Annotated in this window: 13 protein-coding genes and 2 pseudogenes; 7 read left to right on the forward strand and 8 right to left on the reverse strand. The window is 70.2% G+C overall.

Going from position 1 to position 13,847, the window contains the following annotated elements; genetic code table 11:
- Positions 1-4: 4 nt before the first annotated feature.
- The 5 genes from OV079_RS38650 to OV079_RS38670 form a co-directional block, all read right to left on the reverse strand.
- A complete protein-coding gene (locus tag OV079_RS38650; protein ID WP_267774647.1) occupies positions 5-622 on the reverse strand; it encodes a hypothetical protein in 618 nt (205 codons plus the stop codon).
- A complete protein-coding gene (locus OV079_RS38655) occupies positions 562-1,647 on the reverse strand; it encodes an ATP-dependent nuclease (RefSeq protein ID WP_267774648.1) in 1,086 nt (361 codons plus the stop codon). The genes OV079_RS38650 and OV079_RS38655 overlap by 61 nt, the downstream gene beginning before the upstream one ends.
- Before the next feature lie 522 nt (positions 1,648-2,169).
- The gene (locus OV079_RS38660; protein ID WP_267774649.1) at positions 2,170-2,358 is read right to left on the reverse strand and encodes an AAA family ATPase; all 189 of its coding nucleotides are present in this window, start codon (positions 2,356-2,358) and stop codon (positions 2,170-2,172) included.
- Positions 2,359-2,451: 93 nt separating this feature from the next.
- A complete protein-coding gene (locus OV079_RS38665) occupies positions 2,452-3,483 on the reverse strand; it encodes an agmatine deiminase family protein (protein WP_267774650.1) in 1,032 nt (343 codons plus the stop codon).
- Positions 3,484-3,487: 4 nt separating this feature from the next.
- Positions 3,488-4,465, reverse strand: coding sequence for a deoxyhypusine synthase family protein (locus OV079_RS38670; protein ID WP_267774651.1), 978 nt, complete (start codon positions 4,463-4,465; stop codon positions 3,488-3,490).
- A 65-nt stretch (positions 4,466-4,530) separates the two neighbouring features.
- Here OV079_RS38670 and OV079_RS38675 point away from each other — a divergent pair.
- From OV079_RS38675 to OV079_RS38700, 6 genes and pseudogenes are all read left to right on the forward strand, one after another.
- Positions 4,531-6,216: pseudogene (locus OV079_RS38675) on the forward strand (glycerol-3-phosphate dehydrogenase/oxidase); the annotation flags it as partial.
- Between the two features lie 63 nt (positions 6,217-6,279).
- The gene (locus OV079_RS38680; RefSeq protein ID WP_267774652.1) at positions 6,280-7,227 is read left to right on the forward strand and encodes a diacylglycerol/lipid kinase family protein; all 948 of its coding nucleotides are present in this window, start codon (positions 6,280-6,282) and stop codon (positions 7,225-7,227) included.
- 30 nt (positions 7,228-7,257) lie between these two features.
- Complete coding sequence (locus OV079_RS38685) at positions 7,258-8,097, forward strand: FAD-binding oxidoreductase (protein WP_267774653.1); 840 nt, start codon at positions 7,258-7,260, stop codon at positions 8,095-8,097.
- Positions 7,995-8,933: an FAD-binding oxidoreductase gene (locus tag OV079_RS38690; protein WP_267774654.1), complete on the forward strand. Its 939-nt coding sequence runs from the start codon at positions 7,995-7,997 to the stop codon at positions 8,931-8,933. The genes OV079_RS38685 and OV079_RS38690 overlap by 103 nt, the downstream gene beginning before the upstream one ends.
- Positions 8,930-9,484 carry a hypothetical protein gene (locus OV079_RS38695; RefSeq protein WP_267774655.1) on the forward strand — a complete coding sequence of 185 codons (555 nt, stop codon included), beginning with the start codon at positions 8,930-8,932 and terminating at the stop codon, positions 9,482-9,484. Before OV079_RS38690 ends, OV079_RS38695 begins: the two co-directional genes overlap by 4 nt.
- The gene (locus OV079_RS38700; RefSeq protein WP_267774656.1) at positions 9,481-10,335 is read left to right on the forward strand and encodes a hypothetical protein; all 855 of its coding nucleotides are present in this window, start codon (positions 9,481-9,483) and stop codon (positions 10,333-10,335) included. The genes OV079_RS38695 and OV079_RS38700 overlap by 4 nt, the downstream gene beginning before the upstream one ends.
- 4 nt (positions 10,336-10,339) lie before the next feature.
- Here OV079_RS38700 and OV079_RS38705 read toward each other — a convergent pair whose 3' ends face one another.
- From OV079_RS38705 to OV079_RS59310, 3 genes and pseudogenes are all read right to left on the reverse strand, one after another.
- Positions 10,340-11,257 (reverse strand): hypothetical protein, encoded by a 918-nt coding sequence (locus OV079_RS38705; RefSeq protein ID WP_267774657.1) that lies wholly within the window; start codon positions 11,255-11,257, stop codon positions 10,340-10,342.
- Positions 11,258-11,826: 569 nt separating this feature from the next.
- Complete coding sequence (locus OV079_RS38710; RefSeq protein WP_267774658.1) at positions 11,827-12,075, reverse strand: LysR substrate-binding domain-containing protein; 249 nt, start codon at positions 12,073-12,075, stop codon at positions 11,827-11,829.
- A 97-nt stretch (positions 12,076-12,172) separates the two neighbouring features.
- Positions 12,173-12,718 (reverse strand): annotated as a pseudogene (locus OV079_RS59310) (LysR family transcriptional regulator); the annotation flags it as partial.
- Positions 12,719-12,813: 95 nt separating this feature from the next.
- Here OV079_RS59310 and OV079_RS38720 point away from each other — a divergent pair.
- Positions 12,814-13,590 (forward strand): haloacid dehalogenase type II, encoded by a 777-nt coding sequence (locus OV079_RS38720; protein WP_267774659.1) that lies wholly within the window; start codon positions 12,814-12,816, stop codon positions 13,588-13,590.
- Positions 13,591-13,847: the final 257 nt, after the last annotated feature.

The raw sequence follows: 13,847 nt of genomic DNA on the forward strand, positions 1-13,847 counted from the left end.
CGAGTCACGCGGATAGGCTTGCGAGCTCGAGCGCGAGTTCGCAGTACGCGTCGACGTCGGCCGGGGTGGCTGGATCGCCGGGCGGCCGTGGTACTCGCGGGGAGACAGTCGACGATGCAGGTCGCGGGAACAGCAGCTCCCACTGTTCGTCGTCCTCGTCGTCGAGGAAGGCCGCGCGCGCCTGACCGGCGGCGGCGAGCGCGGTCATGACCTTGCGGAAGCCGCCGGGTGCGGCGAAGAGTCGGCTCATGCCGCTGCTCGCGGCGGACAGGTTGAGGGCGATGTACCGCGCGCCGGCGCTGAGCTTCATGTACACGAGGCCGACGCCCGCCTTGCCGTCTCGCACGTGGCGGGCGATCGGCTCGCTGTAGCCGTCGAAGTAGCGTCGGACCTCGGTGTCGACCGGGACCATCACGACGAGGTCGTGGTGGTTGACGATGTCGAACACCGGCGGCAAGCCGCGGATGCCGGCGTTCGCTCGTTGCGGGGTGTTCGGTGACCAGGGCAGACAGGCGCGCAGGCGGCGGGCGTAGCCGTCGTCGACGCGATCGGCGAGGGCGGTCAGCAGCGCGTCGCCGCTGCTGCGGCGGGCGATGAACTCGAAGCTGTAGCTGAGGCCCATGGCGCTCCTGCGGAGAGAGGAGTTTCAGGGAAGCGGGCGCTCACAGGTGGCGCAGGTCTTGGAAGACGGCGCTTCGAGCTGGTTCGCGCGGCGAATGAACGCGACGAGTCTTTCGAGCTGAGCCTGCAAGTCTGCTCCCGCGGGGCCGGCGAACCATGTCTCCTTGGGGAGAGACTTTTTACGATGCGCTCCGCATGGGCGGTCTTGCGTTCGCCTGCGGTCGCCGTGCCGCGGATGCCCGAGGCCTTGAGATGCTCGTAGAAGGGTACGTCGGCGGTGGAGCGTTGCTTGCGAACATGTTCGGCCACGGCAGCACCCCACAGATGTTCGACGCCCTCGTCCGGCAGGTACCACTCGATCTCGTAGCCGTGGGTGATCCAGTGGTTGTCGCCGACGAGCTTGTCGATGTCGCGCACGGGCTCTTTCGCCGGATCTTGGCCGATGCCGGCGTCGCGGTCGCATATGAAGTAGTTGTGGCGGCAGATCCGGTTGATGTCCTGAATCCACGCTTCCGGGTCAGGGGCGATGTCGGCAGCGAGGCTGAGGATGTTCGAGCCGCCGGTCTGGGCGAAGGTGTAGTGCTGGTTGACGAGGAGCTTCGGAGCGACGAGGCCGAGCCAGTGCGTGACGAATCGTACCTCGGTCGGGCCCTCGACCCAGATGACGCAGTTGGTCTGCGTGAGGCTGCTGGGGAGGACTCCGAGCTCGTCGAGGACCTGGCGCTGTTCGGGCTTAGAGAGGCAGGAGTATGCACTGGTCTTCTTGGTTGTCGGATCTCGCGAGAGGCGGTAGACGTTGGCGCCGGGGAACTCGTTGACGAAGATCGGGCTGTGCGTGGCGAGGAAGACCTGGCGCTTGCCGCGGTATAGCTCTATTTGCTCAATCAGGCGGCGCTGCGCAGACTCGTGTAGGTGCGACTCCGGCTCCTCGATGAACACGGCGCCCTCGTCAGGCTCTGCGAGGAGCACGAGCGCAAGTGCAAGAACTTGTTCGACTCCACCGCCGAGGTCCTCGAGGCTGCGCATGCCAGAGCCATCCTGGAAGGCGGTAGAGATCTCCGTCGATGATTCCCTTCTGACTCGATGGATTCCAATGGTGCCGACGCCGGGAATGACAGAATTCATGAATCTATCGATAGAACTTTAGGGCACCGCCCTCGAGGCTCGATAACAAATGGTCAAGGCGCCCGGTCAAATGTTCCGCCTCGGAATCTAGTCGATTATGAAAAGCACCCAGTTGTTCGGTATAACGAGATTTTCTGCGATGCCATAAGAAATAGAGACTCTTGAGCCAGGTAGTGTGAGTCGACCTCGCCTGATGTGCTAGAGGTTTAAGCTGTTCCGCCTCGATGTGACCATCTCGCCATTCTATGATACTTTTCAAGAGTCCTAGGCGAAGAGTGTTCCATTGCTGGTGAATGCCGTAAACCTTCTGTGCTTTATCAGACCAGAAGGCTAGTAAGCCTGTATTCGGTGTGGAAGACCAAACGAGGTCTATGTCTCGTATATGACTGAGATGTTTTCTAAGCGATGCTGCATCCGATGCGGTTAACTGGGATCCAACATGCAGAACGCATGTATGATCTTTTGCGTCGAGCCTGGGACGAACGCCTGAATGCCGCGGAACAGCGTCGTCTTGCCGACGTTGTTCGGCCCGACGATGATGTTCACGGGCGCGAGGTTGCGGAGCTGGAGCCCCTCGAGGTGGCGGAAGTTGAGCAACAAGTCACTGATCATCGTCAGCTCCTCTCGGGGCGACCGCCGCCCTGCTGGGTTGTCTGAGGGAGGCGCGCCCGAGAGCGCGCTCCCCTTCTTCTCTTCAAAAAGCCTTCAAAACGGCTGCTGCTGGCTCAGGCAGTGCAGCGAGCCGAGACCGACCACAAGATACTTCGCGGCCACCGGGACCACCACGCGGTCGGGGAACAGCTGCTCGAAGATTTTGAGCGCCTGCGCGTCGGTGGGTTGGTCGAAGGTCGGCACCAGCACGGCGCGGTTCGCGAACAAGAAGTTCGCGTAGCTCGCGGGCACCTGGCGGATGCCGCCGGGCCAGTCGTCCTCCGCGGGGAAGTCCCAGAAGATCGGCGCGGGCACGGGCAGCTCGACGAGCTGCAGCTTTTGGCCGTTCTGGTCGCGGGCTTGCGTCAGCGCCTCCCAGTTGCGCTCGAGCACGTCGTGGTCCGGGTGGCCTTGCGGCGCGCGCACGGCGGCGATCGTGTCTTCCTTGACGAAGCGGGCGAGGTCGTCGATGTGGCCGTCGGTGTCGTCGCCGGCGATGCCGGCGGGCAGCCAGATCGCGTGGGTCGTGCCGAGGGCCGCGTGCAGCTCGCGCTCGATGTCCGCGCGGCCCAGGTCGGCGTTGCGGCCGGGGTGGAACAGGCACGACTCCGAGGTCATCACCGTGCCGACGCCGTTGACCTCGATGCTGCCGCCCTCGAGCACGAAGTCGTGGACCCACAGCGGCATGCTGAGCATCAGCGCGACCTTCTGCGGCACCACGTCGTCGTTCGCGCAGTCGCCGTACTTGCCGCCCCAATTATTAAAATGGAAGTCGTGCAGGGCCAGCGCGCCGTCGGACTTGCGCTTGACGAAGATCGGCCCGTAGTCGCGGATCCACGCGTCGTCGGTGGCGATCGAGATCGACTCGCCGAGCATGCGGACCGGCACGAAGCGGCGCACCGCGGCGGCGAAGTCGGCGTGCTGCGTCTGCGCCTCGGCCAGGCAGCCGGGCCAGGTCGTCGGGTTGTGCGGGCGCGCCAGCCAGATCGACGACAACGGCTCCCACTCCGCGGGCATGCGGTAGCCGAGCTCGGCCGCCGACTGCTTCAGTTCGTTCAGGGGATGGTTGATGCGCGGGTGCTTCACGACGTCACCAGCCGAGTACGTAGGCGAACACGAGCGGCGCGACGATCGTCGCGTCGGACTCGATGATGAAGTTGGGGGTGTTCACGCCGAGCTTGCCCCACGTGATCTTCTCGTTGGGCACGGCGCCGGAGTACGAGCCGTAGCTGGTGGTGCTGTCGCTGATCTGGCAGAAGTAGCCCCACAGCGGCACGTCCGTGCGCCGCAGGTCCTGGTGCAGCATCGGCACCACGCAGATCGGGAAGTCGCCGGCGATGCCGCCGCCGATCTGGAAGAACCCGATCGAGCTCTTGTCGGCGGTGCCCGAGTACCACTTCGCCAGCTCCGTCATGTACTCGATGCCGGTGCGCACCGTGTGCACGTTCTTCACGTGACCCTCGATCACGTGGCCGGCGTACATGTTGCCGAGCGTCGAGTCCTCCCACCCGGGCACGAACATCGGCAGGTCGCGCTCGGCCGCCGCCATCAGCCAGCTGTCCTTCGGGTCGATCTGGAAGCTGTCCTTCAGGACACCCGAGCGCAGGATCTTGTACATGAACTGGTGCGGGAAGTAGCGCTCGCCGGCCTGGTCGGCGCGCTCCCACTCGGCCAGCACCGCGGTCTCGATGCGCCGCATCGCCTCCATCTCGGGGATGCAGGTGTCGGTCACGCGGTTCAGGTGGCGCTCGAGCAGCGCCTGCTCGTCTTGCGCGGTCAGCGAGCGGTAGTGCGGGACGCGCACGTAGTGGTCGTGGGCGACCAGGTTGAACACGTCCTCTTCCAGGTTGGCGCCGGTACAGCTGATCGCGCTGACCTTGCCCTGGCGGATCATCTCGGCCAGGCTGAGTCCGAGCTCAGCGGTGCTCATCGCGCCGGCGAGGGTCACCAGCATGCTGCCGCCGCGGTCCAGATGGGCCCGGTACGCCGTCGCGGCGTCGACGAGGGCCGCCGCGTTGAAGTGGCGGTAATGGCGGCGGATAAACTCGGAGATCGGTCGGTCCTGCATGCGGCGGGCAGAGAATACGCGATCGCTGGGCCCAGCGGCACCGTGTGAACGGCGTCTCGCGGACAATGCGCACGAGGGCCTGGCCGCCGGGTCGGAAGGACAGTAGGTTTGCCCCGCATGCGGAGCCTCGCGCGCCTGGCCCAGCAGACCTACGACCTCGTGATCCTCGGCGGCGGGATCACCGGCGCCTGTGTCGCCCGCGACGCGGCGCTGCGGGGGCTGCGGGTCGCGCTGGTCGAGAAGCGCGACTTCTGCAGCGCCACCTCGGGCGCGTCCTCCAAGCTGATCCACGGCGGCCTGCGGTACCTCAAGAACCTCGAGTTCGGCCTGGTGCGCGAGTCGCTGCGCGAGCGCCGGCTGTGGAGCTGCACGCGCCCCACCTGGTCTACCCGCTGCCGATGCTGATGCCCGTCTACGCCGGCGCGGGCAATTCGCTGGCCGAGATGCGGGTCGGCCTGACCCTCTACGACCTGCTGTCCTGGGACCGCAACGACCTGCCCGACCCCGAGCAGCGGCTGCCGGCCCACCGCGGCCTGAAGCCCGCCGAGGTCCTCGCCACCGAGCCCAGCCTGTCCCCGGAGGGCCTGAAGGGCGGGGCGCTGCTGTGGGACTGTCAGATGTTCTCGCCCGAGCGGCTCGAGCTCGAGTGCCTGCTCAGCGCTGCCGCGGCCGGGGCCGAGCTGGTGAACTACGTCGAGGCGGTCGGCTTCGTGCGCGAAGGCGCGCGGGTGGTCGGCGTGAAGGTCGAAGGCCGCCAGCCGGGCGACGGCTTCGTCGAGCTGCGCGCCCCGGTGGTCGTCAACGCCACCGGGCCGTGGGCGGACCTCATGCTCGAGACCCTCGGGCAGCAGCCGCACGCCCACCTGGTCCGCTCGAAGGGGATCCACATCATCACCCGCAAGCTGACCCGCGAGGTCGCGCTGATGATGGCCGCCGGGACAGGTCACTTCTTCGTCCTGCCCTGGCGCGACCACGCGCTCATCGGCACCACCGACGAGGTCTACTCCGGCCACCCCGACGCCTTCCGCGTCACCGAGGCCGACATCACCGGGCTCATCGCCACGGTCAACCAGTACTACCCGGCGGCCGAGCTGCGCCGCGAAGACGTGCTGCACAGCTACGGCGGCATGCGCCCGCTGGTCGACGACGCCGGCCCGAAGTCGGGTTCGTATCAGAAGAGCCGCCGCGCCGAGGTCTGCGACCACGGCCCGACCGACGGCGTGCCCGGGCTGATCTCGGCCATCGGCGGCAAGTGGACCACCTCGCGCGCGCTCGCCGAGAAGGTCGTCGACCTGGCCCTGCGCCTGCTCGGCCGCCGGCGCACCGCGAGCATCACCGACCGCACCCCGCTGCCGGGCGGCGCGATCGGCAACTTCCGCGCCTTCGTGGCCGGGCTGCACGCGCGCCACCCGAGCCTGCCGGAGTCGCTGATGTACCACCTGGCGCGCAACTACGGCGCCCGCGCGGGCGAGCTGCTGGCGCTGATCCAGGCCGACCCGACGCTGGGCGCGCCGCTGCGGCCGGGGCTGCCGGAGGTGGGGGCGGAGATCGTGCACGCGGCGCGGGCGGAGTGGGCGCTCGAGCTCGGCGACGCGGTGCTGCGGCGGACGGGCCTCGGGCAGCTCGGCGATCCCGGGCTGCGCGCGCTGGAGGCCGCCGCGCGCCTGATGGGCGGGCCGCGCGGCTGGGACCGCGCCGAGCAGGTGCGCCAGGTCGACCGCGTGCTCGACCGCTACGCCGCGCCGGCATGACAGGCCGGGCCGAAGCGACATAAGCTCAGGTCCGGGCCATCATCGGCCGCGAAGGTTCCTCGTATGCGCGCGCGAGCGATCGTCAACCCGAACTCCTCCCGCGGCCGCCTCGCCCGCGCCTGGCCCGAGGTGCACGCGAGGTTGCAGGCGGCGCTCGGCCCGGTCGAGGTCGCGTTCACCGACGCGCCGATGGCCGCGGCCAGGCTCACGCGCGAGGCCCTGCGCGACGGCGTCGAGCTGGTGATCGCCTGCGGCGGCGACGGCACCAACAACGAGGTGGTCAACGGCTTCTTCGAGCCGCCCGTGCCCGGCGGGCCCGACGTCCGCGTGGGCGAGGGCGCGGCCCTGTCGATCCTGATGCTCGGGACCGGCGGCGACTTCCGCAAGACCTTCGGCGCCGCCGGCGAGGTCGACGCCCAGGTGCGACGGATCGCCGAGGGCACCCTCCGGCCGCTCGACGTCGGCCGCGTCGACTACGTCGCCGACGACGGCTCGCCGGCCGCCCGCTACTTCATCAACATCGCCAGCTTCGGCGTGTCCGGCGTGGTCGACCGCGAGGTCAACAAGGCGCGCCTCACCAAGTTGTTCGGCGGCACGTTCACCTACTTCGCCGCGACCGTGCGCGGCCTGCTGCGCTACCGCCCGACCGAGGTGGTGATGCGGGTCGACGACGGGCCCGAGCTGAAGCTGGTCGTCAACACCGCGGCGGTGTGCAACGGCCGCTACTTCGGCGGCGGCATGCACGTCGCGCCGATGGCCGACCCGAGCGACGGCCGGCTCGAGGTCATCGTGATGCACGACATGGGCATCCTCGATCTGCTGAAAGACCCGAACGCGATCTACCGCGGCGAGCACCTCCAGAAGCCCAAGGTGCGCCACCTCTCGGGCACGCGCGTCGAGGCGCGCGCGCCCGCGGGCGCCGAGGTGCTGCTCGACATCGACGGCGAGGCCCCCGGCCGGCTGCCGGCGACCTTCACCGTGTTGCCCGGGGCGCTGACCCTGCGCTATTGAGTCTCACCACATGTACGAAGGGACAGATCGATGATCGACCGCCGCGCGCTGCGCTGGAACGGCTGGGGCTTCGTCCACGCCGGGTTCGAACTGGGCCGTCGCGAGCCCGAGGTGTGGCGCTGGGTCGCCGACCAGCTCGGGCGCAAGACGCTGCCGCACCGCCCGGCCGCGCCGCTCGACCGCCTCGAGCTGGCCGCCAGCGCGCTCTCCGAGGCCGACCTCGCGGCCCTGCGGGCGATCGTCGGCGCCGACCACGTCAAGACCGACCGCTACGAGCGCGCCTTTCACTCGCGCGGCAAGAGCTACCTCGATCTCCTGGCCGTTCGGGCAGGTGACCTGCGGCACGCCCCCGACGCGGTGATCTACCCCGGCAGCGCGGAAGAAGTGCAGGCCGTGGTGAGCCACTGCGACCGCGAGGGCGTCGCTCTGGTCCCGTTCGGCGGCGGCTCGTCGGTGGTCGGCGGGGTCTCGGCGATCCGCGGCGACGCGCACAGGGCCGTGGTCACGCTCGACACCACGCGGCTCGGGCGGGTGCTGGCGATCGACGGCGAGTCGTTGACCGCGCGGGTGCAGGCCGGCATCTACGGCCCCGAGCTCGAGCGCACGCTGCAGCGCGAGGGCTTCACCCTCGGCCACTACCCGCAGTCGTTCGAGTTCTCGACGCTCGGCGGGTGGATCGCCGCGCGCGGTGCCGGGCAGCAGTCGTACCGCTACGGCAAGGCCGAGAAGTGGCTGGTGTCGGCCGAGCTGGCGACGCCGAAGGGCCCGTGGCGCACCGAGAGCTTCCCGCCTCGGCGGCCGGGCCCAACCTCAACCAGTTCGTCGCCGGCAGCGAGGGCATCCTCGGCGTCATCACGGCGGCGACGGTGAAGATCCACCGCGTGCCGGCCGAGAGGGACTACCGCGGCTTCTTCTTCAAGGACTTCGAGGCCGGCGCCAAGGCGGTGCGGACGATCCTGCAAGAGGAGCTGCCGGTGGCGATGCTGCGGCTGTCCGACGGGCCCGAGACGCACTTCCTGCAGAGCTTCTCGGCGGCCCAGAAGCCGCCGGGGGCGCTCGAGCGCGCGGCCATGCAGGCGCTGGCGTGGCGAGGCTACGGCGAGGGCCGCTGCCTGATGATCGTCGGCCTCGAGGGCGACCGCGAGACGGTGCTCGAGTCGCAGGTCCGCACCCGCGCGATCATCGAGCGCCTCGGCGGCGTGCACCTCGGCAACCGCCCCGGCGAGCGCTGGTACTCGAAGCGGTTCGCCATGCCGTACATGCGCGACCCCATGCTCGACCGCGGGATCGCCGTCGAGACGCTCGAGACGTCGGTCCGCTGGTCCGACCTGCACAACCTCTACCGCGGCGTCCACCTGGCCATCCACGACGCCCTGCGCGACAACGCGGCCGACCCCGAGGCGCGCGCGATCGTCATGTGCCACCTGTCCCATGGTTACGTCGACGGCGCGAGCCTCTACTTCACGATGATCTTCCCGCAGAAGCAGGGCGCCGAGGTCGAGCAGTGGCTGGCGATCAAGCGCGCCGCCTCCGACGCGATCGTGGCCGGCGGCGGCACCATCAGCCACCACCACGGCGTCGGCACCGACCACGCGCCGTGGCTGCTGCGCGAGAAGGGCGAGGTCGGGGTCGCGCTCCTGGCTGGCCTCAAGGACAGCCTCGACCCCAAGCACACGTGCAACCCGGGCAAGGTGCTGCCCGGGTGAGCGCGCCCGCCCCCGCGCCCGCGCGCCCGCTGCGACGCGACGTCGCCGCGGCGCTGCTGGTGCTCGTGGTCTGGGTGGTGCCGATCAGCCAGGGCGCGATCCAGGCGGCGCCGGCGACGTGGTGGCCCACGGTCGTCCGCGATCTCGGATCGATCTCCTGCCTGTTCCGCCACCGGCCGGAGAGCGTGTCGTACTTCTTCATTCAAGTGCTGCGCGACGGCCGGCGCGAGTGGGAGCCGATCGACGAGCGGGCGCTGTTCCCGATGGAGCCGTTCGGCTACCGCAGCCGCTTCGACCGCTTCATGGAGCGCTTCGGCGCCAAGCACGAGGCGTCGCGCCTCGACCTGGCCCGCTGGGTCGCCGCCCGCGACCGCGAGCTGAACCCGACCCGCGCGCCGGTGGTGGCGGTCCGCTTCCTCGCCGGGGCGCAGAAGATCGACCCCGCCCGCCCGCCGACCGGCCACTGGCAGAAGCCGGCGCCGACGCCCCAGACGGTCCGCGTGCTGTCGAGCCACGACCTGCGAGTGACCGAAGGGACAGGCGGGCGATGACGCCGCTGCAGCGGGCCCAGGCGTTCGTGTTCGGGCCGGTCGCCGCCGGGCGGCTGGTCGCGTTCCGCTCGCTGTTCGCGGCGACGCTGCTGTACTACGTCGTGTTCCGCTGGCGCTTCGCGGCGGAGTGGCTCACGCCGGTCGGCTATCACCCGAGCGGGGGCGCGAGCGCGGGCTTTCAGCAGGCGGTGCCGCTGCTGTCGGAGGCGATGCTGCCGTGGTTCGGCGTCGTCTACTTCGCCGCGATCGTGGCGCTGATCGTCGGCATCAGGCCGCGCCTGGCGATCTGGCCGGTCCTGCTCGGCACCGCCTACGTCACCGGGGCCGACCGGCTGGCGGCGTTCACCATCAACAAGATCTTCCTCGGCGGCCTGTTGATCCTCGCCCTCGCCCCGCCGATCGTCACCGACGCCGAGGGCCGCGCGAGCATCCGCTCGGCCTGGCCGCTGCGGGTGCTGCAATTCACCCTGATCGTCCAGCTGTTCGGCGCGGGTGTCTGCAAGGTCAGGTACGGCGATTGGCTGGCGCACAGCGACACCCTGTGGCATCAGGTCCAGCTCAACTTCATGACCGACAGCGCGGCGTGGATGGTCCGCACCCTGCCGATGTCGGTGTGGGCCGGGCTGCAGCACCTCGCGCTGGTGTTCGAGCTCGCCTCGCCACTGCTGTTCACCGTCCGCCGCCTGCGCCCGCTCGGCTACGCGATGGGCTTCGGCATGTTCCTCACCATCGCGGTGACCATGCGCGAGCTGGTGTTCTTCGCCCTGCAGATGTGCGCGTTCTTCGTGCTGTTCGTCGACGAGGAACGGCTCTATCGCCTGCGGCGGTCGTTCAGCCGGAACGGAGCGTGACGCCTCATTGCGCGGCCGGCAGCCGCGCGCGGTCGATGCGTCGCAGCAGCTCGGGGACGTCGAGCTTGACGAAGGCGTCGCCGGCTCGCGCCTCGAGCGGGGTGAACGGCCGCGGGCGGGCGCGCAGCCACGCGGCGATCCGCTCGGCAGCCGCCGCGGGCACGCGCTCGCCGGCGCAGGCGCGGATCAGCCACAGACCGAGTTGCATGGGCGGGGGTAGCTCGCTCGCCCGCGCGTCGACGTGGCCGGGCTCGTCGAGGTACGCGCTCCACAATAGCGATTCGGCGGCCGCGTCGCCGCCGGGCATCGCCTCGGCGTATTCGTCGTACCGGCGGGCGCGGTAGAGGCCGGGCAGGTCGACGAGTTTGGTCAACAGGTCCATCACGGTGATCGCGTCGGCCTCGAGCGCGGCGTCGCCGAGCAGCATCCACAGCTCGACGTCGCGGTGCGGCTGCACGCGACCGGCCCGCACCAGCGACCACAACAAGAGATCCCAGTCGTCGCCGGCCGCCCACTGCAGCTTGCCGAGCATGGCGAACTTGCGCCGGTGCGCCCTCAAGTTGCGGGCGACCTCGCTGGCGACCTCGGGCTCGATGCCCGGGAGCGCCTTGAAGCGCCGCTCGGCGATCGGGAAGAGCGCGCCGTCGATCAGCAGCCGCGCGCCCCGGGCCTGCAGCGCCGCGACCTGGCGCTCGAGGAACGCGGCCGCGGCCGCGGGCGCGAGCGTGGTCGTCGTGCGCGCCGCGAACCTGCGCTCGGGCCGGCCGCGGGTCGCCGTCACGGTCCCGCCACACCGACGCAGCTCGTACGTCCGCACGGCGCCCGACCGCTCCGCATGCAGCAACCGCCGGACCTCGTCGAACTCGCCGGGCGGCTCGTGGCTCCGCGGGTGATCGGGGACGACCATCAAACCGCGGGACACTTTGACCCAGCTTCACCGATTCGTCAAGCCGCCATGGTTTTGGGCAATGGCCCGAGTCGAGAGGCGAGGAAATAGCAGGTCTGTCTTTCAAGGCAGATTGCTATTCGCAGGCCCTTCGGCGGCCCACCTTGGAGCCCGGAACCGCGAGCGACGCGGTCCCGGGGCAGAGCTCAGCGGATGTTGCCGATCGAGTTCTTGGCCGTATCGTGCCGCGTGCCGGCGCGGACGCCCGTCTTGATCGGCAAGGGATTGGTCTGCTTCTTGGTCTTCATCTCGAACCTCCTTTGGCAACTACCGTAGCACGGTGGCGCGAGCGCCTGAGCGCGGCGGGGTGGCGCGGTACCGGCCCATCGAGGGCCAGCGCGTACCTCTCGCTCGCGGCCGCACGTCGATCGCCATCGCGCATCGCGCCCGAGGCAATGACGGGTTCGGCCGATCGGCGACGAGGGTTGAGCTGGCCTTTCGGACAGATTATTTCGCAGACTCTCGGCCCGCCGGCGACGACCCCGAGGCGAGCGCGGGATCGACCCACGTCCCGTTTGGAAGAGTTCCAGTGCTCGCGCGAGTCGTCACGCCGAGCCCAGCGCCCACGCCAAGCGCCCGATGCCCTCGGCCAGGAACGCGGCGCTCGCCTTGACCCGCGGCACCGAGCGCGCGTCGCGGTGGACCCCGAGCCACAGCTGTCGCCGCGGCCCCGGCACCGGCGTCGGCAGCAGGCGCAGGTTGGGGGCGCGGTCGCCGAGGAAGCGCGGCAGGCAGGTCAAGCCGAGCCCCGCCGCGGCCATCGTCACCATCGGCTCGCGCCCGTTGGTGCGCACGGCCACGCGCGCGGGCGGCGATCTGCGGCAGCCACTCGACATCGGGGATCTTGCCGAGCGACTCGCTCATCGCGACGAGCACGTGCCCCTCGCACTGCGCCGCGAAGTCGGGCATGCCGCGCCGCGCCAGGTAACCGTCGGACGCGTACAGCCCGAACGCGACCACCCCCACCTGTCGCTGTACCACCTCGGCCTGCTCGAAGCGCGACGGCCGGACGGCGATGTCGGCCTCGCGCCGTGACAGGCTCAGATGCCGCGCGTCGGCCACCAGCTCGAGCTCGAGCCCCGGGTGTTCGGCGACGAAGGGCCCCAGCAGCGGCCCCAGCACGCTACCGACCAGCCACTCCGAGGCCGTCACCGCCACGCGTCCGCGCAGGCCCGCGTCGCGCCCCGAGGCGACCCGCTCGGCGGCCAGCGCCGCCGCCTCCATCTGCTCGGCGCGCGCCAGCATCATCCGCCCCGAGCTCGACAGCGACTGGCCCGCGGGCCCCTGCACGAACAGTCGCGCCCCCAGGGAGCGCTCGAGCGCGGCGATCCGCCGGCCTACCGTCGGCTGGGTCACGCCCAGCCCGCGCGCCGCCGCCGAGAACGAGCCCGCGCGAGCCACCGCGAGGAAGAAGCGCAGGTCGTCCCAGTCGAGCATCGCGCGCCAGCATACGCGGCCCCATACAAAAATGCATGGACGCAGTACGCCCTTCGCCAATCGACGGCGGCGTCCGGACCCGCGATCCTCGCCGCATGTCTCGCCGCCAGTTCCTTCAGTGGGTCGCGGGCGCCGGCGGCCTGCTCGGCGCGTGCAGGTCCGGACCCGCCGCCAGCGGCCCACGGCCGCCCCCGAGCCGGCGCACCGTCGTCCGCGGGATTTGCTTCGACCTGTTCACGCTGTTCGATCCGCGGGGCGTCGAGCGGGTCGCCGAGGCCATCGCTCCCGGTCAGGCCGCCGACCTGTGCCGTGAATGGCGCGTCCGCCAGTTCGAATATGCATGGCTGCGCGCCACCGCCGGGCAATACCGGGACTTCGAGGTCGTCACCGGCGAGGCCCTCGACTACGCCGCCGGCGCGCACGGCCTGAGCCTGTCCGCCGCCGACCGGCGACGGCTCGTGGCCGCGTACTCCGAGCTCGCGCCGTGGCCCGACACGCGCGCCGCCCTCGAAGCGTGGCGGCGCGACGGCCTGCGCCTGGCCCCGCTCGCCAACTATTCGCCGTCGATGCTCGCGCGGCTGCTCGAGCACGCCGGCCTCGCCGACCTGTTCGATGCGCACATCAGCACCGACCGCGCCCGGACCTTCAAGCCGAGCCCGCAGGCGTACGCGCTGGGGCCGGCCGCTCTCGGCCTCGCGCGCGAGCAGATCGTGTTCGCCGCGTTCGGCGGCTGGGACGCCGCCGGGGCCGCGTGGTTCGGCTTCCCGACGGTCTGGCTCAATCGCCTGGGCGTCGCCCCCGAGGCCCTGTCGGGGGCCGCGCACGCCACCGGCACGACGCTCGCCGACCTCGCCGCTTTCGTGGTCGCGTGATCCGCCGAGAAGTCAGCGTCACGCCGCATAGCGAGCCCACCTGCGCGCAGGCTCGCGGAGGATCGATCACCTCGAAGAGGAACGACGACGCGGACACCCCGCGTCGAGCGAGACGCAATCCATCCGACGGATACGTTCGAACGCGATCTTCGTGAATGCATCCCTGTACTGAATCGATCCACGTGGCGACGGTGACCACCGAGACATGGCCAATACGACGGCTGTCCATTCGGACAGGTCTCGAAGATCCTCGGCTC

The organism is Nannocystis pusilla, from assembly GCF_026626665.1.
GTDB classification, from domain to species: domain Bacteria; phylum Myxococcota_A; class Polyangia; order Nannocystales; family Nannocystaceae; genus Nannocystis; species Nannocystis pusilla.